A 22,206-nucleotide genomic window follows, 5' to 3' on the forward strand; every position below is an offset into this window, starting at 1 on the left:
GCGGATATTGAATTTTGAAACTTTCTCATATGAAAATATAGAAGATCAATACTATATTTGAATTATTTAATGAATTATGTATATATATGTTATTTATAGTCAACTAGATATTTTATTATTTTATAGGGATCTGATTTAGCATCATAATTTTATAGAAACTATAAATTTAAAGTACCTATACTTTCTGATTTCTATCAGAAATTTTAATCTAAGTTAAATAATATTCACAAATTATATGTTGTAATATTATATTTTTATAAGTACAAATTATAATATATGTATTATATTAAGTAAAAATAAAAAAATTATTGTAGATTCTTCTTATTTGTTAATACTTTATGAATTTTATATTTCATTTTTGATATTTTAAATAAAAAAGGAGAAAGAAATGTTTAAAAGTGCTAGATTATGTGTATCAATAACAGTTATTTTTTTCTCTCAAATTCTTGAGATTCATGCAAATTGTAGGAGAGGTGGCTTTCCAGAGGAAGTTTTCATTACAATAGTGGCCCAAGAGAAGGAGCCTCTGATTTTAGCGAAAAACAAAGATTTTATTGCTATCTCAGGGCAAAATCCTGAAGATAAGGAGAATACTATCATTAGGCCAACAGTCAAAGATTCTATTTTTAGCGCATATTTTTTTTCCATTGGAAAGTTTATCTTTAAGACAGTTGGAGTCCTTAAAAGATGGGTTGTAAATACAATTTCTCATACTTTTGAAGGCTTGCGAGATTCGTATTATCATTGATTGAGCTATTCAATTGGCGTAAAAAGTTTGCTTTGTGGGCTCAAAGAGAGTTTTCTTAAAGTAACAAAAAATTAATTGTACGCATAGTTAATGCGTTTGTTATGAAGTTTTAGGCTTCTATTTCCGTGCACGGAAATAGAAGCCTAAAAGTTTAGATTACATTAAGATTAATTTTCTCTGTAAAAAACTAGAGAATACGAAATGAATTAAATGACAATTATAAAAAAATTCATTATCACTTTATTTAAATAAAATAATACGAAATTGCAGGCTATAAAAGCTGAGTAATTCGCAATAAAAGTATTTTTTATTGTTTAGAACAAAGTGTTTGACGGGCTGGTCTTCGATGTTTTTTGAAATATATTTGTGAAAGAAACATGAGGCTTTATTTATCATAAAGCTGTTATCGTTGTGTGGATTGTCAGCATTTCAAAAAGTAAGGAAAGAAATGGCAATAAATAAACTGAAAAGAGGGATGAGTAAGCGCCAAGTTATTTTTTTAGCTCTTGGCTCTGCTATTGGAACAGGTCTTTTTTATGGGTCTGCACAGGCAATTAAGCTTGCGGGTCCCAGTGTTTTGATTGCCTATTGTATTGCTGGTTTAGCTATTTTTATGGTTATGCGGGCTCTAGGAGAGATGATACTTCATAATCCCTTACCTGGTTCTTTTGCTCGTTATGCGGCAAATTACATATCACCATTAGCAGGTTTTTTAACGGGATGGACATACGTATTTGAGATGATTCTTGTTGGTTTGGCTGATATTACAGCTTTTGCGACTTATATGGGGTTTTGGTATCCTGATGTTGCTCCTTGGGTATGGGCACTGAGTATTACATTAATCATCACAGGTATTAATTTAGCTGCTGTAGAAGTCTATGGTGAACTAGAGTTTTGGCTATCTTCTATTAAAGTTATCGCTATCATTGCGATGATTATTTTAGGAATAGCAATTATTTTTTTTGGGTGGGGTGAAGGTGCAAATTTTTCTACCGTTACTGTTCATAATTTATGGAAAAATGGTGGACTTTTTCCCAATGGTTGGTTTGGTTTTTTAGCTTGCTTTAGTGTTGTTGTTTTTGCTTTTGGTGGCATAGAAATTATTGGCATGGCAGTCATGGAAGTTCAAAACCCTCATCAAACGATTTCAAAGGCAATTAATTCTACTCCAGTTCGTATTTTGCTTTTTTACGTCATGACGTTAGCTATTTTAATGTCTCTTTATCCTTGGAATGAGATTGGTCTTATGGATAGCCCTTTTGTATCTATTTTTGAAAATCTTGGGATTTCGTATGCAGCAAATATTTTAAATATTGTTGTTGTTACAGCGGCTATTTCAGCAATGAATAGTGGAATGTATGGTGCTTGTCGTATGATCCATGGTTTATCGCAGGAAGGTTATGCTTTAAAAAAGTTTCAATATTTATCAAAAAATGGTATACCAGTTTTTGTTATTTTGATGATCTTCGGTATCTTTCTTCTTGGTGCTGTCCTTAATTATTTTTACCATGAAAAGCTTTTTTTTCTTATTGCCGCAATGGCAACATTTGCGACAGTTTTTGTTTGGATGATGATTCTACTTTCACAATTTTTTATGCGAATTAAGATGCCTAAAGAAGCACAGAATGGTTTAAAATTTCCCATTCCATTTTGGCCAATAGGATCGATTTTTTCTATTTTATTTATGGTTTTTATTTTTATTCTGTTATGGTATTTTGATGAGACACGACCGGTTTTAATTATAGGTTTTAGTTGGATTGCTTGGCTTATTATTTGTTTCTATGCACTTAAACTTTATAATTTTAAGCAAAAGAAACAGCAATAAAATGTGAATAGAGATAAAGCTCAAAACAAATAGCTGATGTCATCAGGAAAACAGGTGTTTGATTGTTATTCTCTAAAGGTTAGAACAATCTAGATTGAAAAAATCTGCTCGTTATTATTTTGCTTTGGAAGTTTTGTGAGCCATTGCTTACGGTAACGACCAAATCATATAAATATTAGGCATTTTTTGATGGTGAGCCCTGCAATCAATATTAAGTCTTTCAGGTAAAAATGCCTAATAGTGCAAATAGATTTTACCAGATACAAGATTATAGGCAGATATCTTTTTCTAAACGTATTAATGAAGTTCTGTTCCACAAGAGAAGTTATTGTAAGAATTGTTCTTTAAGCTCTTTAAAAAATTGGTTGTTTAAATTTTATTGTTTAGAAAAATACTATTGCTTTTAGAATCGAAGATAAAGTTCTTTATGTATTTTTTCTCAAAGAGGATTGGCGTTGGTAGAAAATAGTGGATAACAAAGTCATTAGAGGTATTGTATGATTGTATTTGCAAAAACTTTAATAAAGAGCAGCAAGGTATCACAATAAAATCTCATAGAAGAGTAAATTAAAGAGAACAATGAACGTGTGACAGTGTTACGACTCTTATTGTTATTGCGCTCACAATAGCAAGGATCAAACTTATTTTTTATAATATTGATACGAGAGTAATTTTTATCACAAGTGGAGGCGGACAAAATGCACTCCGCAACTGTATTGCGGTGCAAAATTATTCAATACTACCATAAAAGGTGCTCAAGAACACTACGATCAGCAAAAACAATCGTCATCAAGTGGCTTTTTGCATGAGAAATCGTCCGATAGTTCTTAATCGCATACCACAACGGTCTCCTCTATCCTTGGGGCGACGGGCAACATCGTGTTAGACGCACAAGGAGAAGCCAAGATTTCTGCTTCTCATCTGATTTCCGGTCAAGATATCAATGTAATGGGAGAAAGTATGACGATTGTTGGCATGACAGACCATCATAGCAGCCATTCACAGACGCATGAAACAGGTTTTTTGATGGGCATAGATATGACTTTGTAAGCCGATGGATTGGCGGTAATGGCTATACCTACGCGACAATACCTGCTGGTAGCAACTGGTGGACAGAATGGTGGAGAGTGATCATGAATCCCATAAGCTCCTATACTTGTCTTGGAGATGTGGGTTATAAATGCCAAAAGTTTTATGGCACATCTCATTTAGAACAAAAGCCTTAAATTAGATTATGGAGTAAAAAATGAAATAAACTTTAAAATTATTAAGTGCGATAACTCTATTGAGTATAGCCGGATGTCAGTTTAATAAAACTCCTGGAGGGTATTTGAGTGCGTGGGAAAAGCCAGGAGCAGATTTTACTGAGATAGGAAAAGCCCTGTTAGAATGTGGCATGCCAACACCTTATGATGTCGATCCAGAAAATAGAAAGCAGAGCATCAATGCAAAAGCAACAATTTATGCTTGCATGCTTCAATCAGGTTTTCGCTATAAAGATGAAGAAGTAGCAAGAGCGGGTGGGCCATGTTATACTTTTAGAGCCGAAAACTTACCCATTTGTCGTCCAGGCGCTGTGATCCCGAGGCCCAGTGTCAAGAAGCGCTTGAACAGCCCGTTTTGTAAAAAATATAAAAATGCACCTGAATGCAAACCTTAAGTTTTGTTGTTTGTGACGATAACAATTTCTACCTTCATGTTTCTCACGCTCGTGCGGGGATGGCTTAATTCAGCATGTCAATGCTAATTATTTATGGGGACCACAACTGTTGGCGCAATGATATAAAATATCTATTTTGGTTGTAATCAAAATATTGATAATAATTATAAGCATATCGTTGATAGAATATGGTTTTAGTAATAATTTTACCGTATTTTTGCTATAATAATTATGGCATAATCTTCGGAAAGATAAAATAATATAGGCTGCTAATGTTCATCATTGTTTTGGAAATAAAAAACAGCATGTATAATAGTTTATAGATTGTTTCGTAATATCAAAATTACTCAAGGATAGGAAAATGAAGCAGATTTTAAAATTATTAAGCGGGATAACCTTATTTGTTATGGCAGGATGTTACCCAGAGCAGCCTTCTCGAACAGCTGTAGATGCATGGGAAAAATCCGGTGCAGATCAGCTTGAGATAAAAAAAGCCCTGTTAGAATGTGGAATACAGCATCTTGATGGTCGTCTTGATACAGAAACAAGTATGGATGAAAAATTCAATGCAGAGGAGTCTGTGAATGCATGTATGATCCAAGCAGGTTTTCAAGATAAATTGGGAAGAATGAAGTGGTGTGAGAAATATGAAAATCTTCCAATTTGTCAGCCTGATGCAGTTATTCCTCAGCGAAGTGTAGAGAGGCGTTTGAATAGTCCTCATTGTAAAGAGCATGAAGAACAACCTGAATGTCAACCTTAAGTATTGAGACTGCTGTAATCAAAAATCCTTACATTCTTGTTTTTGCATGGGATGGGTGGGATTGTTTCTTCAATATCTATATGCTAACAAGAGTCATCTTGCGTGTGAGCAAATATTAGAAGACTTATCAGTCTTTCTATCGTAAATATTGAAGGAGGGGGAATGAAAAAAACATTGAAATTATTGAGTGCTATAATTTTATTAAGCACTGCTGGGTGTATTAGCAAACCTCCCCCATCGACATTAGAATTATGGGAAAAGCCCGGTGTCAATAAGTCCATGGTCCAACAAGCACTGTCAAAATGTGGTTGGAAACCAATCTACGCTTCTTCTGAAAATATGGATTCGCGTGCAAGTGATTTTGCAGCAGTTTATGAGTGCATGACTAAAGCAGGTTATCGGTACAAATTACAAGATTCAAAGGGAATCTATTTTTCATCAGCGCCGCGAAGTGATTCATTTTTAGTCAATTTAATGGTAGCAGGGTATCAGCAGGTTATGGACAATGATACTTTTGGTGTAACCAATTCGACAAAACAAGAGCGAGATTTGATGTTACGTTTTGAAAATGATAAAAAGCGCCAGAAAATAAAAAAAGATTTGCATAAGTGATCGCCAATAGTAGAACGTTGATTTTTAAAGCAATAATTGAATAAAAATATTAAACGGGAGAAGAGAGAAATATCGGTCTTTTGTCTCCAATGTAGTTATATTCATCAGCTACGAGATTAGCAATAGTGTTGTTGTCAGATGATGATAGCGGTGGATAGTGAGTTGTTGTTTAGAGAAATTTATTCAATATAAAGAATGGAAAATAATAGCTTTGCTAAAATATCTGCTTTAACGATAATCAACAGATAGCTTTCATAGAGCTGATTTTGATGAAATTTTATTTTGGTGTTTTTTAATTTCAGAATGGTGAGTGTTTTACTGTATTTAGATTTTATCAAAAGATCTAAAATATTACATTTATTAATTCAAATTTTTTTGTTAGATGTTTAGCATTTCTAATATAGAAATTATGTAGATTAGCTTATACATTAGTGTGCAATTTCTTGTTTTTTTGTTGTGGTTGAAGGAATAATGCGGTTATAGATTGCGTATACTGTATCTTATTTGTGCTGTGTTTTATTAAAACGTTTTAATCGTTTAATCTTAAAAGTTATTCTCATTTTGTTGTATTTTAATTTTTCGGTGGTGAGATAAATTGAATATTGGATCTCTTCAAAGTTCGCATTTTTCACGTTTTTTAAAAGATTGGTTTTTCGGCACTTTGTAATTGCAGTTTTCAGCGGTTTTTGAGATGCCTTCTTTAAAGGGATTGTCATCCTAAATGGTATTTTTAAACTTTTTGTTCTTTCTTTACATAAGACACAAAACATATTATTTAATGCTGTAATTTATCATAAAAAATAAAATAATTTTGTTTGTTTCATTCTTGTTATGTTTAATTTGTGGTTTATTTTTTTGCCAGCATTTTTTTGTTGAAAAAAGAAAGTTTTGAAAAACAATGATAGTCAAGGTATCTAACAATCACTTGTATTCGTGCGTTTTTACAGCAGCTATTTTTTCTTTTTTGTTAAATATAAATATTGAGGCACATTCTCATTCATATACATCACTGTCATGTGACAAAAACAAATTACCTTATGAATGCAGTGATGGTTCAAAGCATACAATTAGTGATAAAGTATATAAATTCACGGCACCTGTTAAAGAAAAGAATGGGGAGGGGCGGTCTCTCATGTTACCTGCTGCTATAGTAGTGCAGGAGCCAAATACAGTTATTCAGGCAATGCGTGTAGAGGTTGAAGCTACTGCAGGTATAGAAGATATTTATGGTGTTTTGGTATCACAAGGGGGCAAAATTGTTTTGAGCGATTCAGCTTTTAAAAATGTATCAATAGGTCTTAAAGCTGATAGTGGAATGATTGAGGTTAATCGTGGAACAATTGAGGCTTCTCAGATTGCTGCTTATGCAGAGAATCTAGGAGCATCTGTTACGTTAACGGATACAGAAATTAAAGTGGAAGGTTTGGGTATCGGTCAAGAGAGTGCTCTTTTCGTTAGGGCTGATGCGAGTATTCAGATGAAAAGTGGATTTATTGATGTGAATGATGCTGCTGCGCTTTATGTGGGGAGAGGGGGTAGTGCGACTTTAGATGGTGTTACCATTGCTTCAAAATATCAAAAAACAGAAGACAAAGAAAATACAAATGAAAAAATTACACATACAGTTTTCAATGTAAAACATCATGGTTCTGTTTATGTAAAAAATACGAATATTATTTCTACGGATGTTCATGTTTTAACAGTTGGACAAGATTCTAACACACCATCCAATAATGGCAGGGAAGGAAATATTTTAATTTCACGGGTTAATATTGAAGATTCAACAATTAAAGCAATCGGTAACAAACATGGTATGTATTTTGAGAGGGATGGGGAAAATGATGCGTATGAACAGGGACTTGTCTTTTTGAAAAGGACAATTTTTGAGGTTCCAGACGGAACAGCTATTCATAGTAATAAAAGTCGTAGTTATATTGGAGTAACAGAAGGTACAAAAATTTTTGGTGATTTATTATTAACAGCTGAAAAGGGGGGGACTGTAGCGATTTTGGCTGATTCCTCTTCATTGATAGGAGGGACTCGTGTTGCCGATGATTCTATTGCTGAACTTTATTTAACAGGGGGATCAAAATGGTTTTTGACAAAAAGAAAAGGGATAGATTTGCAAGTTGCAAACCGTACAAGTTCGTCTATTTCATTTGTGAAAGTTTCTGATAGTTTTATTGCTTTTGAGATTCCAATGTTTCAGGAGTATCAGACACTTTATATTGGGAAGGGAGAAAAAGAAGTTTATAGTGCGCAAGATAGGGCAGATATTTATCTCAATACACATCTCAGTAGTGATGGTTTGCTCGATAATAAAAAAACTGATCGGCTTTTGATACATGGTGATGTTTCTGGAAAAACGACAGTTTATGTGCAATTTGTTTCAGGAAATCAGGGTGAGATAGCAACCGGTGAAAATGCTCATAGTATTTCACTTATTCAGGTTTCTGGAAAAGCGGCAGAGGATTCTTTTCAGTTAAATCGTGCTTATATCGCATTAGAGGGTTTGCCTTACCAATATTATCTTCATGCTTATGGTCCAGCTTCTGCTCTTGGAAATGCACAAACTTCTCAAAGATTGGTTGAAGGAGATGGAGATTTTTGGGATTTCCGCCTTGAAAGTAAATATATTCAGCCTGCTTTAGAGGTGTCTGCTATTCCCCCTTCTGAGTTAAAGATCAGGGAGGTTGTTCCACAGGTTCCCACTTACCTTCTGGTACCAAATGCTTTGTTTCATGTTGGGCTCATGGATATTAGTCATCAACAAAAGCAGTTGCAAGTTAGGCGGTCTATGCCTCGTAAATTATTAAAAGTTGAAGGGAATTTTGCTTTATCTGTTCAGAGTTATGGTGGACGTTATCGTTATGTCTCAGATCTTTCTACACTTAAATATGGGTACGATGGACATGTTGATTATAACGCTATAGAAACAGATCTTTTGCTTAAAACGGTAGAGAGTGCACATAATACGACATCTTTTGGGATTATGGGAACCTATGGAAAACTTTCCTTACAACCTCATAATGTGGAACAAAGTCAAAAGAGTACATTTAATAAATGGTCATTTACGGCATATGCTAGTGTGAAACATTACACTGATTTTTACGTAGACGGTCTTTTATCTTATGGCTTGTTTAAAGGGGATGTGCATAGCCGTGTTTGGGGTAAGACGGCGACATTAAAAGCAAAACCTCTCAACGTTTCTTTTTCTGCTGGTAAAGTGTCTATGATAGGACGTGAAGGTCTTATTTTTGATCCGCAATTTCAGCTTATTTATCAACATCTTCAATTTGATAAGTTTCTTGATATTGACGGATTTGATGTTGAGATGAAAAAAATAGATCAATGGTTTATGCGTGTTGGTGGGCGTTTAAGTAAAACATTTACAGCCTCTGAAAAGGATCGTATCATTTCTTTTTATAGCACTATTCATCTTGCTCATTGTTTTGATAAAGAACAATTTGTTCATTTTAAAGATGTTTTCCAGTTGGGTTCTTTCGGGTCTTCCTTAGAAACAGGTTTGGGTATCAATGCGCAGTTTTCTTCTAAAGTTACACTTCACAGTGATCTTAGCTATCAGCATAGGTTAACCAAGGCTGGTTTTTCTGGAGTTCATTTCTCTGGTGGTTTGCGCTATCATTTTTAATAAATCTTTTTAAAAATAATAAATGTAATTTTTAAAGTTTTATTTTATTGTCGGGATTTAAACCATTGATGGTGCAGAATTTTAATTGCTTCTTTTAATAATGCTATCATGTGTTTTAATAAGTATGGAAGGATCACGTTGATTTATTTTTTTATCTGGTTGATAGGGGAGCTTAAGTGCTTCAAAAAAATTGATAATGGGACTGTGAATCTATTTGTGTTATTTTGACTATAAATATTGGGGATGTGTTTGTCATCAGCTTTTTAAAATAGTAGCCTTATTATCCGATCATGCTGTAAAGTACTGGCGTTTGAGGTCGCTGATATCAATCATGAAAGGCAGGGAGATATTGACTGTTGATTAAAAGCTTTTGCTGTTAAGCAAAGGAGGAGATATGTACAATATACAGCTCGATCGTTTCGTGGATGATGCGTATTTTTATGCTTTAAAATTTTGCAAAAAGCGTTTTTGAAGCTGTTCGTATCGATCGCATTATTGTCGGTGGATAATGAGAAAAGTGGTAAAGCTTGAACACTTTTAACATCAAATTCAATATCTTCAGTTCTTAATAAAGATAAATCCTTTAAAAAAATTATTCTAATGGCTGTATTGAATATATGAACAAGATCATGTCTTCTTTGTTAAATAGATATGAAATATAAGTTTTAAATCAAAGTGGGGGAGGTAAGATCTTTTTTTCTTCTTTTAAGACGTGGGGAGAAGAGGTTGATCGTATCAAAAAAGTCGTTTAGAAGTTTTTATTATTGTTTCAAATATAGAAACATTGAAGAGCTTTTATTAAAATGGGGTGTAAAAGTAGATTATATCTTCCTCAATTCCTGTTTTTTGAAATATGTACCTTTAATGGAAGATGTTTGCAAAGTTTTAGGCAATCGCATTCGCATTGTGAGTTCGTTTGTATCGATAAGATTTATATTAAAGTTCAGGGGCAGTAAAAATATCTTTATCGGACTATTGATAAACATGGTGTTTCCATATGATGCTTAAGGTGTCATCGAGCCATTTGTGGTAATTGCGTGCTTCTTCGTTTGAGTTATGAACAGAGAAAATAAAACCAGGATATCCACCAAATGCTGGTGGAGGTGGTGCAAGATGATTGGTTTCAAAGAAAATGATAGTTCTGGCGGTTTGAGGATGCTGTGCAACCTTATCTAGACCTAAAAATCCAGAAAACCGTCCATGACCACGAAGAGGAATAATATAATTTGCCGCCACTTTTTCAGCTGGGAGTATATCGGGAAGGTCTGGGGTTTGTTCAGCTAAAGCGGCATTCATACATAGTTTTGCAAATGAAATCCCTGTACCTTGCTCAACAATAAAATGGGAGACACCCGATCCACCTATACGAGCGCCAATCTCAATGATATAAGGTAAATTATGAGCATCTAGGCGTAGCTCTACATGGGCAGCACCTATATTTATACCAAGAGCTTTAACTCCAGAGCATGCAGCCTCACATAAAGCAATAATTAAAGGATCATCTATATCACAGCGTTGACGATAAATTGTTTCTTCAAACCATGGTCCCTCAGGCTGTCCCTTGTCTCCAACGGCCAGAACGTGTACACCTGCTGTATCAACAAAGCATTCTACGACAAACTCTTTTCCTGGCAAATACTGTTCTACGACTAAACCTACAGGTTTACTTTTATCATTAAAACGTGCCATGTCTTTATGCTGAACATTCCATACGGCTTTAATGAGATCAGGAAGTTCGGCGGAATTTTTAGCTAACATTACGCCTGTACTTGCCCATCCAGAGACGGGTTTAATAACGAGTGGATAATCCAAGGCTTGTGTTTGTGATAGGTCTTCTGGATGATCTATATAAAAGAATCCTGGTGTTCTTAAGCCTGCTTTAGCGAAAGCTTGACGCATGAGATATTTATTTCTGGTTAATGCTGCTACTTCTGGTTCAATACTTGGAGTATTGATTTTTTTTGCAGCCAAAGCTGTCCATAGGATGGCTTCTTCGCGAAGGGTCATAACCCCAGAAATATTGCGTTCTTTTGCTCCCGTTGCAAAAGTGTCTAGAGCTGCCTCTGGGTTATCAAAAACAGGAAGTTGCCAAGTTGAAGTTACTGCTGCAGGGTGTTGAGAGGGAACGCTTTCAGCGGTATCATAGATCATTACTAATTCGATATTAGCTGCTTGTGCTGCTTCAAATATAAATGGTAATTTTGCATTGCGCTGGCAAATTAACGCGAGTTTTTTCATTTTGTTTCCTCATTAAATTTGGAGTTTTGAGAATGGCGTTTATGTTGCCATGTAGATACCTTTGATGCATCTATAAATAAGAGTGTCATCCCTATAACAACTACAATCATAGCAATTATTTTGATCATATTGAGAGAAGGGCTCGAGCCGATTATCCATTCACATGCAATCACTGCAAAAGGGGATAATACGCCGATAGTGTTGGCGTATAATACGCCTCCTTCGGCTAAAACTTTTTGATATAATACGTAAACTGGTGCCGAACAAACAGTTCCTAAAATCAATATTTTCAATATATCTTCTAACTTAAGATAGAAGAGTGGAGTGGGATCAAAAATAAATAATGGCATAAATGATGCTGCAGAAATTGTCGTGATCCAAGCCAATGAGGTGAGCAAAGGTAGATTTTTAAGATAACGTTTAGACAATAAGCCATAAGCAGAATAAGAAAGTGCTGCTGTTAAGGCAAGCACTACTCCTATCAGGTTATAATATCCACCTTCTCCACTATTTATATTGAATACTACAGCTGCTACACTGACAATTATCACTCCACTAAGCTTCAGCCATGAGAATTTAAGGACATTTGTCAATGCACCTAATATATAAGTAATTCCTGGAATAGTAGCGAGCACCATGGTTAAATCACTGGCTTTGAGTGATTTTAATGCACCAAAACTGCATACAAAATACAGCGAAAATCCTAACACTGAGAGAATTAAAAAAGAAGGTATCATGGAAAGCAATGGTAGGGATCTGAAAACAGCTTTCTCACGAAATATTGCAATCAGCCATAAGGTGGCAGCGGTGGCAAACAACCTAAGTCCAACCGCATGCATGACGGGTATATTGCTAACCAAATTCTTAGATAATAACCAACTTATGGAAAACAATGCTAGAATGGCAAAAGTAAATAATAATAATCGTCCTTTTATAAAACTCAATGATTTAATCCTCTAATCACTCGCTGTGCATAAGATGATGTTGAAAAATTAAATCGTGACTTTGAGGTCTGTGGTTTTCCAAGATTATTTTGGATATAATCTTTATCTCCTGCCAAATAAGCGTCATCATCTAATGCTTCAAGTGCTTCTATATCTGCTATCATCAATATTATTACTTTTTCAAGACGCTCCAAATCAAATTGAAGATAACCTTGATTTGTTTCAATCAATGCTTTGTTCCGCATCAATATTTCAAAAAGCAAGATCCCTGTACCAGCATCGAATGTCATATGCTGATCAGAATCTTTTGGATAACGAAATATGCGTTCTAATAGGATAAATTCAGTTATTTCTTTCCAAAATTTTGGATGATTTTGTAGCATAATACGCACTATAATTAAATCAACTTTAGTTTCTTCTAGAAGACCTGTAAACCAATTTAATTTTATATACAGATTTTTATCCAATGGCCGCGGTCCGGTATGATGTGCATAGTCATGATAATAGCCCCACAAACAGCGAGCATCGTAAATGTCTTCTTTAGATAAGTTACGACTATGCAATTGACCGAACAGGAATTTACTATCTCGACCGAGTAAACGTTCAGCTTCCACAATTGTTTGCTTGTTGTAAATATCAAAGAATTTACTGAAAAAAAAACAAAGCAAATGCTTGCTTATCAATTTTTTGAGCAGCCGCTACAGATTCTGAGAATAGAACAATGCAATTGCCTTCTAAAAAACCTCTTGATGCTATTCCCATTTTTATACATTGAAAAGGTGATACATAATTATTTGTATATTTTGAGGCGTCAGCAAGATAGGCCGTTTCATGACGATATCCTGTAACTAATTCCAGCCGGAATCCTTCTGGATCAGGTCCATTTGTTGCACGCATTGGAGCCAAGAAAAACAAGGGAGCATCTGGTAATGGGGCTTTGAAAGCAGCCAAAGTGTTATCAAATTTAGGAGGGGTCGTTAAACCGCTGATTATCCACTGATGAAGATCATCAGAAATGGTCGCTAAAAGTTTTGGAGATAATCCGTCAAGAATATTGGCATGGTGGTTCAGCAGAGTGATCAATTCATTGATCATATTATTATCTGCTGAAGTTGGTTCTTTAATGCTCCCATCTCGTTCTTGGCGCATACGGAATTTGTCAACCAAGTTAACAATGGAAAGAAGCGCTTCAGATTTTTTCATGATTAGTTGACTTTAGTGAGTGGAGCAAAAAGGCCATTGGCACTTGTCCAAAATTTTCGACAATATTCAGCCTATAGCGATTTGCCGCAACCGATGTTGTGATACAAGAATCTTGCTTTTTCAGCCTTACAAAGAACGGCTGCATCAGCATTGCTGTTGGCAAATACTTTGTCATATTGATGAGCTACCAGAGATTGTGGGGCAGGATGAGTCGCTACGGTTTTAATTTCATCAGCGTTATTGCGTTTAGCTAAAACCATAGAGTGAGTAGGCATGATAAAGCTGTCAAATAATTGCATATCACCTAAACGGGTAAATATGAGTGTATGTAAATCAGGGTAAGCAGCACGGCTTAGAAGATACCTATCTTTTTTTTGAGCAAGTTCATTAAATGCTTCTTCAAGAGTTGCGTATAAGATAATACGGGATCTCGAGTCAGTGGACAAAATATTTTTATTGTGATTGTTAAGCCACCATTATTCTGTAGTTGCACAGTTAGTATCTGCAGGGACAAGTGTAAAGGCATTATTTTCAGATTACATGATCTCTATTCTTTTAATTATGCGACTAAATTCAAATTAGTGTAATATGATAGAGTATATAAAGAACAATGCGTTAAGTAATTTAGTGCTTTATAAAATCATGTATATGTGAAAGAAAATTTACGATATAATTTTGTCTTGTCATTATTCTATCATGCCGTAAAACATCGTCGTTTAGGGGAGTGATTGAGCAGGAAAAATTCTATGCAGGGTATTTATTGGATATGTTAGAGAATTATTGGAATGGTTAAGCGAAGGTGAATGACACGTAAACCGTACTGCTCTATCATTTTTTGGATGAGCAGCGTTTTTGAATCTATTCATATTGATAATACTATTGTAGATGAATAATAAGCAAATTGGTAAGGCGTGAACATCTTTGCTATAAAACTCAATATATTTAATTTCTTAATTAAGATCATACTTTAAAAAATTGTTTTACTATTATGATTGTATTGAATATATAAAAGGCAATCATCATTGTCTTGTTTGTAAAAGAAACATGAAATATAACTCTTAAATTAGAGTGGGGGGTGGTAAGGTCTTTTTTCTTCTTTGGAATCGTTAAGAAGGTCAGATTAAACCTTATTGAAGCTACAGAACCTAAAAAAACAGTCGTTTTTTTGAAAAGATCAGAGGTAAACAATATGCGTGAGATTTTGGATCGTTTTGATATACCATTGAATAAGAAGAGTTCTGTTCAAAAGATTCAAAATCTTTCATGCCAATCACACCCAAAACGGTTTTATAAGCAAGTGAAGATCGCTTGTGAGGAGGTCGGCTTTACGATTTTGTTGGATGAACGTCCCGTAAAAACGCCCGCAAGGCGTCATTTTCATGTGCCAACAGAAGTGTTTGCTGAATATGTTGCTCAGGAATTTGAGAACCAAAAGCACGTTGTTGATCCTGCAAAAATGCCGATGACGCGTTTGGTTAATACTGTTATTGATGGTATCGCTGATGATATGCAGGTGGTTTTTGAAGATTTATTGCGTTTCGTTGCATGTGATATGATCTTTTATCGTGCACAGACACCTAAAGAGTTGGTGCAAAAACAATCTGAGCAATGGGATCCTTTATTAGATTGGGCAGAAAAAAAACTGGGTGCAAGGTTTTATTTGACAGAAGGGCTGATGCATGTGGAACAATCACCAGAAGCACTTCAAGCTGTGAGTCATTATTTACGTAGCGTTGAGTCTGCTTATATGCTTGCTGCACTTCATATGATGACAACCTTAACGGGATCTGCTCTCATTGCTCTTGCTGTTGCTGCGGGAAACATTGATGCTGATCATGCTTGGTCTATTGCCCATTTAGATGAAGATTGGATGATGGAACAATGGGGAATAGATAAAGAAACAATGGTACGTCGTGCTCATAAAAAAGTTGAATTTAAGGCTGCTGCTACAATTGTTACAACTTGTTTATAGGGGAAAATCTTTTATTTACGTGCATTCTTTTGGCTCAGAGTATTTTTGTGACTTTTTGAGGATTGGTTTTTACTTTATCAAGTCCAGGAAATAGTTCATTGGTTATGGTTAAGAGCGCTTCGTCATTACCACGGATAAAATACCATTGGTTATCGTGAAGTAGGGCAATAATTTCAGTTTGAATAGAGCATTTTTTTCCAGCATTTGTTGTGGTTACAAGCTCCACGGGTATAACAAAATAAGGGGTACCATTATCAAGGGTACCTTCACGTTTTTGTTTTTGATCAATGTTGATCGTTTCAATCTTGTAACTTTCTGCCAACCGTTCTATTTGGCTTTTCATGATTTGTAGAAATTGTGATTGATTAAGATTTTTTTTGGCGGTTAAGCGGTTGATGACTTGGGGAGGAATAGCATTTAAGATGGCATTTGCATCGGCATTTTTAAGTGCTTTACTATAAGCAGATGTTGCTTTCTCAAGAGTTGTAAGTTTTTGGTTGGTTATTGTATGTGCTTTAGTTGTTGATGTGATAAAGACAATGCATAAAAGAACGGGAACGAGAAAACAAATTCGCGGCATTAGAAACCTTTGTTAATTCATTTGAAGAGATTCAACACATTATAAAGGAAAAGCGGACGAGCAAAAAGCCTCTTGCGCTTTTGCATGAGAAGAATATCCACAAAAATGGAGGCTTTTGCCTCCATTTTAAAAATCAAAAGAATGCGTATTGATTGTTTAAACAGAATAGTACATATCAAATTCAACAGGATGGGGTGTTGTTTCGTAACGCAAGACTTCTTGCATCTTTACTTGAATGAAGGAATTAATCTGATCATCATCAAAAACGTCGCCAGCTTTAAGAAAGCCACGATCTTTGTCAAGTGCTTCAAGCGCTTCACGCAGGCTTCCTGAAACAGTAGGGATTTCTTTAAGTTCCTTTAAGGGAAGATCATAAAGATCTTTATCCATAGCATGTCCGGGATGAATTTTGTTTTTGATGCCATCAAGACCAGCCATTAAAAGGGCTGCAAATGCCAAATAGGGATTTGCTGTTGGGTCTGGAAAACGCACTTCTACGCGTTTTGAATTTGGTGAGGAGCTCATAGGAATACGGCAAGATGCAGAACGATTACGTGCTGAATAGGCAAGAAGAACAGGAGCTTCATAACCAGGAACCAAACGTTTATAGGAGTTTGTGGATGGGTTGGTAAAAGCATTTATTGCTTTTGCGTGCTTAATAACACCACCGATAAAAAACAGACAGGTTTCTGATAGTCCGGCATATTCATTTCCTGCAAAAATGGGTTTGCCATCTTTCCAAATGGAAATGTGGACATGCATTCCAGAGCCGTTATCACCAAAAACTGGTTTTGGCATGAAGGTTGCTGTTTTCCCATAACTATTTGCTATTTGATGTACAACATATTTAAAAATTTGCATCTTGTCAGCCTCGCGAACAAGTGTATCAAAACGAATACCCAATTCATGTTGGCCTGCTGCTACTTCGTGATGGTGTTTTTCGACCTGTACGCCCATATCCTTGAGTGCTGTGAGCATTTCAGAACGCATATCTTGGCAGGAATCAATTGGCGGAACAGGAAGGTAGCCTCCCTTTATTCGTGGGCGATGCCCTAGATTTCCTGTTTCATATTCCGTATCATCATTGGAGGGAAGTTCACTTGAATCGAGTTTAAACCCTGTGTTGTAAGGGTCCGTTTTATAGCGCACATCATCAAAGATAAAAAACTCTGCTTCTGGACCTACATTGATTGTATCTCCAATGCCTAAAGATTTCATATAAACCTCAGCCCTTTTGGCGATAGAACGAGGATCTCTACGATAAAATTCACCAGAGACAGGATCAAGTACATCACAAAATATGACCAAAGTAGATTGAGCAAAAAAAGGATCAATGTGTGCTGTTTCTGGATCTGGCATTAAAACCATGTCAGATTCATTAATTGTTTTCCAACCAGCAATTGAAGAACCATCAAACATGACACCATCACTAAAAGTATCTTCGCTGATCTCTGCGATATCCATTGTAATGTGATGCAATTTTCCTCGTGGATCAGTAAAACGTAAATCAACAAAACGGATTTCGTTGTCTGTAATCTGTTTGATAATATCTGATGCGGTTGTCATATTCAATTTCCTTAATGTGGCGTTGAGGTGGATAAAAAAGTGAATTTTCTCGTTATTTATTAAAGGGCATCGATACCGGTTTCGTCCGTGCCTATACGAATTGCATCATCAATGGAAAAGACAAATATTTTTCCATCTCCTATATGTTTGGTTTGAGCTGCTTTACGTATTGCATCAACAGTTTGTTCCAGTTTTTCATCGGACACAACAATTTCAATCTTTACTTTAGGTAGAAAGTCAACAACATATTTCGTACCACGATAAAGTTCTGTATGTTCCCTTTGACGACCAAAACCTTTCGCTTCTGTTACTGTAATACCATGTAACCCAATTTTTTGAAGCGCTTCTTTCACTTCATCAAGTTTGAAAGGTTTTATAATGGCTTCAATTTTTTTCATGCTGAAATTATCTCCAACGTTATTTTGTCTTTTTAGACTGCATCACATTATATTGACAACTGTAAGATGTCCAACAGATACTTTGTGCACAAAAAGTCGCAAATAATGACACTCTAAGCTCTGTTAGGAGAGTTTCTTTTGTAGAATACAGCCAAATACTGTTTTTTGGGAAAAAACCTTACAATTCTTTTACAAGAATTCAAATTATACAATAAAAGAGTTTTGTTTCTTTTTTTTTAGATAACACATTTACTTATAAGGATAATTAGACATTTTCCACATTAAATGAGAAACTCTAATAGCGTAGGATTTTCTCATTTTAGATCTTTTTGTCGTCAATCAATCAAAACAATACCTTTATATATCATAAATAGTACGAGTGTGTGGGTAACAACATTTGAAAAAAGAAATAAAATGTTTTTTATGAAAGCTTTCTATCACTAAAGGCTTTACAATATTAGGGAGTAGGGGAGATAAATATTGGAAAAGAGTGTGATGTTGCTGATTATGCTTCTTCATAAACGTAAAAATGGTGGTGTACAATAAATGAGTTTATCATTATAGCATTCATAGCTGCTGTTGTGAAATGGGCTTGGGAGCATTGAGAAATGTTTCTTTAAAACAGATGTGTGAATTGGCAATGCAAATATATTCCGTTTGGGGCGTTTTGTCCCTTCGTGAGGAATATGATCCCATTAAGGAACGCGATGAATAAAAGCGTGAAGCAATGGCAATCTTCATTATAAGATATTGCCGCGGATTCCTTTGAAATCATAAAGATAAATTAAGAAGTGATGTAAAGATAGGAACTTATTTATACCTTTAAAACTTCGTATTCTTTCCAGTTTAGGCTGTCTGGTCGTTTCAGGTATAAACAAAACAGAGAATAAATATGCAATTATGCGCGCATTCTTATTTGGCAATACGACAACTGAAACAGCTTATAAAGCGCTAAATTGTTTTTAGTCTTTGCTTCAAACGTGTTGCATCACTGGAATTAGGTGTTGGTTTACAGGTAATAGTAAAAGTACAGGCTTTGTTAGTATGCTGTATTTTACAATAAAAAGCGTTTCTAAGAATTGGAATTATAGAGAGATGGGCGTAGTAAAACATCTTTTAGAAATTTTCCCGTATAGGAAGCGGGAACCTTAATGATGTCTTCAGGGCGTCCAATTGCAACAATTTCACCACCGCGATCTCCACCTTCTGGTCCTAAATCAATAATCCAGTCGGCTGTCTTTATAACATCAAGGTTATGTTCAATGACTATAACTGTGTTGCCTTGCTCGACTAGTTCGTGAAGCACTTCAAGAAGTTTGGAAATATCGTGAAAATGTAAACCTGTTGTCGGTTCATCCAAAATATAGAGTGTACGTCCCGTTGTTTTACGAGAAAGTTCTTTCGCAAGTTTTACACGTTGTGCTTCCCCACCAGAAAGTGTGGTTGCTTGCTGTCCTACTTTTATGTAACCCAATCCTACTTTAATGAGAGTTTCCATTTTATTATGAATAGCGGGAATAGCTTGGAAAAATTCTTCTGCCTTTTCAATTGTCATATCCAAAATATCGGCTATAGACTGTCCTTTGAATTTTATTTCTAGTGTTTCTCGGTTATAGCGTTTTCCTTTACAGACATCGCAAGTAACATAGACATCAGGTAAAAAGTGCATTTCAATTTTGATGACTCCGTCGCCTTGGCATGCTTCGCACCGTCCTCCTTTAACATTAAATGAAAAACGCCCAGCTTTGTAACCGCGGGCTTTTGATTCTGGAAGATCAGCAAACCACTCACGAATCGGTGTAAAAGCACCTGTATAGGTTGCGGGATTAGAGCGTGGGGTGCGTCCAATAGGGGACTGGTTGATATCAATGACTTTATCAAGAAATTCTAATCCTTCAATTTTGTCATAGCTGGCAGGGCTGTGATGAGAGCCCATGATATGATGTGATGCTGCTTTGAAAAGCGTTTCAATAAGAAATGTTGATTTTCCTCCTCCAGAAACACCAGTTATGCATGTGAAGGTTCCAAGAGGAATATTCGCATTGATATTTTTGAGGTTATTGCCTTTGGCGCCAATGACTTTAAGTGTTTTCGTTTTTGATATTTTGCGTCGCTTTGTCGGCATTTTAACAGCCATTTTTCCTGAAAGGTATTGGCCTGTGAGAGAGGCTGAATTTTCTATAATTTCCTGCGGTGTCCCTTGCGCTATGATTTCTCCACCATGAACGCCTGCGGCAGGCCCCATATCAACAACATAGTCTGCTGTGAGAATAGCATCTTCATCATGTTCAACAACAATAACTGTATTGCCAAGATTGCGCAAATGACGCAGCATTTCCAAAAGGCGTTCATTATCGCGTTGGTGTAAACCGATAGATGGTTCATCTAAAATATAAAGAACACCTGTAAGACCAGAACCAATTTGGGATGCCAACCGAATGCGTTGGCTTTCTCCCCCTGAAAGCGTTCCTGAATTTCGAGACAAGGTAAGATATTCCAATCCTACATGATTTAAAAAAGCCAAGCGTTCACGAATTTCTTTTAAAATACGTACGGCGATATTACGTTGTTTTTCTGTGAGATATTGATGAACATTGGCAAACCAATCATCTGCCTTTAGAATAGAAAGATCTGATATTTGCCCAATATGCATTCCGTTTATTTTTACAGCAAGTGCCTCTGGTTTTAAACGATAACCGTGACAAGCTGGGCAGGGCGAAGAAGACATATAACGTTCGATTTCTTCTCGAGACCAAGCAGAATCGGTTTCTTTCCAGCGTCTCTCCATATTAGGGATGATTCCTTCAAAGGGTTGGGTCATTTTATGCGAACCAGAATTATTTTTATAGATAAAAGAAATTTCATCTCTTTTTGTACCGTAGAGAATAGCCTGTTGTGCTTCACTAGAGAGTTCACACCATTGATCTGTGAGTTTGAAACCGTAAGCTTTTCCTAATGCTTCTAAGGTTTGACTATAATAAAGTGAATCCGATTTAGCCCAAGGAGCAATGGCTCCATTCTTTAGGGTAAGGTTTTTATTTGGCACAATTTTTAGTGGATCCATTGCCTTTTTGATACCCAATCCATCGCAGAGAGGACAGGCCCCAAAAGGATTATTGAACGAAAAAAGGCGTGGTTCAATTTCAGGAATAGAGAAACCCGATACTGGGCAGGAAAACTTTTCTGAAAAAATGAGCCGTTTGTGTGTATCATTTTTTGATTTATGAGCAGATTCCTTTGTCGTTTCTTTTTGTGCTAAGGGTTGGTCTGCCATTTCAGCTATGGCAAGCCCATTTGCTAGCTGTAAACAGGTTTCTATACTATCAGCCAAGCGAGAGGTGATATCCTTCTGTACAACAATACGGTCTACCACGACATCGATGTCGTGTTTATATTTTTTATCAAGAGGTGGAATATCAGCGATTTCATAGAATTTTCCATCAACTTTAGCGCGTTGAAATCCTCTTTTTAAAAGTTCTGTTAGCTCTTTTTTATATTCTCCCTTTCGTCCTCGCACTAAGGGTGCCATAATAAAAATTCGCGTTCCTTCTGGTAAGGACATAATTTGATCCACCATTTGACTTACTGTCTGGCTTTCAATAGGAAGTCCTGTTGCAGGAGAATGAGGAATACCAATACGTGCAAAGAGAAGACGCATGTAATCGTGGATTTCAGTAACGGTACCTACCGTTGAACGAGGGTTGCGACTGGTTGTTTTTTGTTCAATGGAGATAGCTGGAGAGAGACCGTCTATGCGGTCGACATCGGGTTTTTGCATGACTTCCAAAAATTGGCGTGCATAGGCTGAAAGGCTTTCGACATAGCGGCGTTGTCCTTCAGCGTAAATTGTATCAAACGCTAAAGATGATTTCCCTGATCCAGAAAGTCCTGTTATAACAATGAGTTTGTCACGAGGCAGATCAAGATCAATATTTTTAAGGTTATGCTCACGTGCACCGCGAATGGAGATATATTTTTGATGAGTCATACTTTATCCTTGGCATATGTGGCAAAAATTGAGCACCTAAAATGGAATAAAACTGTT

General features: G+C 35.8%; 16 protein-coding genes and 1 pseudogene. 8 read left to right on the forward strand and 9 right to left on the reverse strand.

The genetic code is table 11. The annotated features are described in order from the left end of the window. Positions 1–388: 388 nt before the first annotated feature. The 7 genes and pseudogenes from ACFILA_RS02370 (at position 389) to ACFILA_RS02400 (ending at position 9,260) form a co-directional block, all read left to right on the forward strand. Positions 389–748: a hypothetical protein gene (locus tag ACFILA_RS02370; protein WP_375660575.1), complete on the forward strand. Its 360-nt coding sequence runs from the start codon at positions 389–391 to the stop codon at positions 746–748. 448 nt (positions 749–1,196) lie between these two features. Then, positions 1,197–2,573 carry an amino acid permease gene (locus tag ACFILA_RS02375; RefSeq protein ID WP_375660576.1) on the forward strand — a complete coding sequence of 459 codons (1,377 nt, stop codon included), beginning with the start codon at positions 1,197–1,199 and terminating at the stop codon, positions 2,571–2,573. A gap of 741 nt (positions 2,574–3,314) precedes the next feature. Continuing rightward, a pseudogene (locus ACFILA_RS02380) lies at positions 3,315–3,605 on the forward strand (hypothetical protein); the annotation flags it as partial. 253 nt (positions 3,606–3,858) lie between these two features. Continuing rightward, positions 3,859–4,233, forward strand: a complete 375-nt coding sequence (locus ACFILA_RS02385) for a hypothetical protein (protein WP_375660577.1) — start codon at positions 3,859–3,861, stop codon at positions 4,231–4,233. A gap of 361 nt (positions 4,234–4,594) precedes the next feature. Next, complete coding sequence (locus ACFILA_RS02390; RefSeq protein WP_375660578.1) at positions 4,595–4,996, forward strand: hypothetical protein; 402 nt, start codon at positions 4,595–4,597, stop codon at positions 4,994–4,996. A gap of 162 nt (positions 4,997–5,158) precedes the next feature. After that, positions 5,159–5,608 (forward strand): hypothetical protein, encoded by a 450-nt coding sequence (locus ACFILA_RS02395; RefSeq protein WP_375660579.1) that lies wholly within the window; start codon positions 5,159–5,161, stop codon positions 5,606–5,608. 898 nt (positions 5,609–6,506) lie between these two features. Next, positions 6,507–9,260: an autotransporter outer membrane beta-barrel domain-containing protein gene (locus ACFILA_RS02400; RefSeq protein ID WP_375660580.1), complete on the forward strand. Its 2,754-nt coding sequence runs from the start codon at positions 6,507–6,509 to the stop codon at positions 9,258–9,260. A 972-nt stretch (positions 9,261–10,232) separates the two neighbouring features. Here ACFILA_RS02400 and ACFILA_RS02405 read toward each other — a convergent pair. The 5 genes from ACFILA_RS02405 to ACFILA_RS02425 all read right to left on the reverse strand — a co-directional run bounded on the left by ACFILA_RS02405 (position 10,233) and on the right by ACFILA_RS02425 (position 14,091). Next, on the reverse strand, positions 10,233–11,498 hold the full coding sequence (locus ACFILA_RS02405; RefSeq protein ID WP_375660581.1) for an acetyl-CoA carboxylase biotin carboxylase subunit family protein: 1,266 nt from the start codon (positions 11,496–11,498) through the stop codon (positions 10,233–10,235). After that, positions 11,495–12,442 (reverse strand): DMT family transporter, encoded by a 948-nt coding sequence (locus ACFILA_RS02410; RefSeq protein ID WP_375657868.1) that lies wholly within the window; start codon positions 12,440–12,442, stop codon positions 11,495–11,497. The genes ACFILA_RS02405 and ACFILA_RS02410 overlap by 4 nt, the downstream gene beginning before the upstream one ends. Continuing rightward, entirely contained in the window at positions 12,439–13,056 is a 618-nt protein-coding gene (locus ACFILA_RS02415) for a DUF6421 family protein (protein WP_375660582.1), read from the reverse strand. Before ACFILA_RS02415 ends, ACFILA_RS02410 begins: the two co-directional genes overlap by 4 nt. Positions 13,057–13,087: 31 nt before the next feature. Further along, positions 13,088–13,645 (reverse strand): hypothetical protein, encoded by a 558-nt coding sequence (locus tag ACFILA_RS02420; RefSeq protein WP_375660583.1) that lies wholly within the window; start codon positions 13,643–13,645, stop codon positions 13,088–13,090. 71 nt (positions 13,646–13,716) lie between these two features. Continuing rightward, positions 13,717–14,091: a hypothetical protein gene (locus ACFILA_RS02425; RefSeq protein WP_375660584.1), complete on the reverse strand. Its 375-nt coding sequence runs from the start codon at positions 14,089–14,091 to the stop codon at positions 13,717–13,719. Between the two features lie 743 nt (positions 14,092–14,834). Between ACFILA_RS02425 and ACFILA_RS02430 the strand changes: the two genes are divergently transcribed. Further along, a complete protein-coding gene (locus ACFILA_RS02430; RefSeq protein ID WP_273791495.1) occupies positions 14,835–15,617 on the forward strand; it encodes an ATP12 family chaperone protein in 783 nt (260 codons plus the stop codon). Between the two features lie 34 nt (positions 15,618–15,651). Here ACFILA_RS02430 and ACFILA_RS02435 read toward each other — a convergent pair whose 3' ends face one another. The 4 genes from ACFILA_RS02435 to uvrA form a co-directional block, all read right to left on the reverse strand. Beyond that, positions 15,652–16,197: a hypothetical protein gene (locus tag ACFILA_RS02435; RefSeq protein ID WP_375621407.1), complete on the reverse strand. Its 546-nt coding sequence runs from the start codon at positions 16,195–16,197 to the stop codon at positions 15,652–15,654. A 156-nt stretch (positions 16,198–16,353) separates the two neighbouring features. Then, the gene (glnA, locus tag ACFILA_RS02440; RefSeq protein WP_273791493.1) at positions 16,354–17,763 is read right to left on the reverse strand and encodes a type I glutamate--ammonia ligase; all 1,410 of its coding nucleotides are present in this window, start codon (positions 17,761–17,763) and stop codon (positions 16,354–16,356) included. A gap of 59 nt (positions 17,764–17,822) precedes the next feature. Continuing rightward, positions 17,823–18,161: a P-II family nitrogen regulator gene (locus ACFILA_RS02445; protein WP_015856528.1), complete on the reverse strand. Its 339-nt coding sequence runs from the start codon at positions 18,159–18,161 to the stop codon at positions 17,823–17,825. A gap of 1,072 nt (positions 18,162–19,233) precedes the next feature. Continuing rightward, positions 19,234–22,149: an excinuclease ABC subunit UvrA gene (uvrA, locus tag ACFILA_RS02450; RefSeq protein ID WP_375660585.1), complete on the reverse strand. Its 2,916-nt coding sequence runs from the start codon at positions 22,147–22,149 to the stop codon at positions 19,234–19,236. Positions 22,150–22,206 lie beyond the last annotated feature (57 nt).

The sequence above is a fragment of the Bartonella sp. CL71SXKL genome (assembly GCF_042194935.1).
GTDB lineage: Bacteria > Pseudomonadota > Alphaproteobacteria > Rhizobiales > Rhizobiaceae > Bartonella.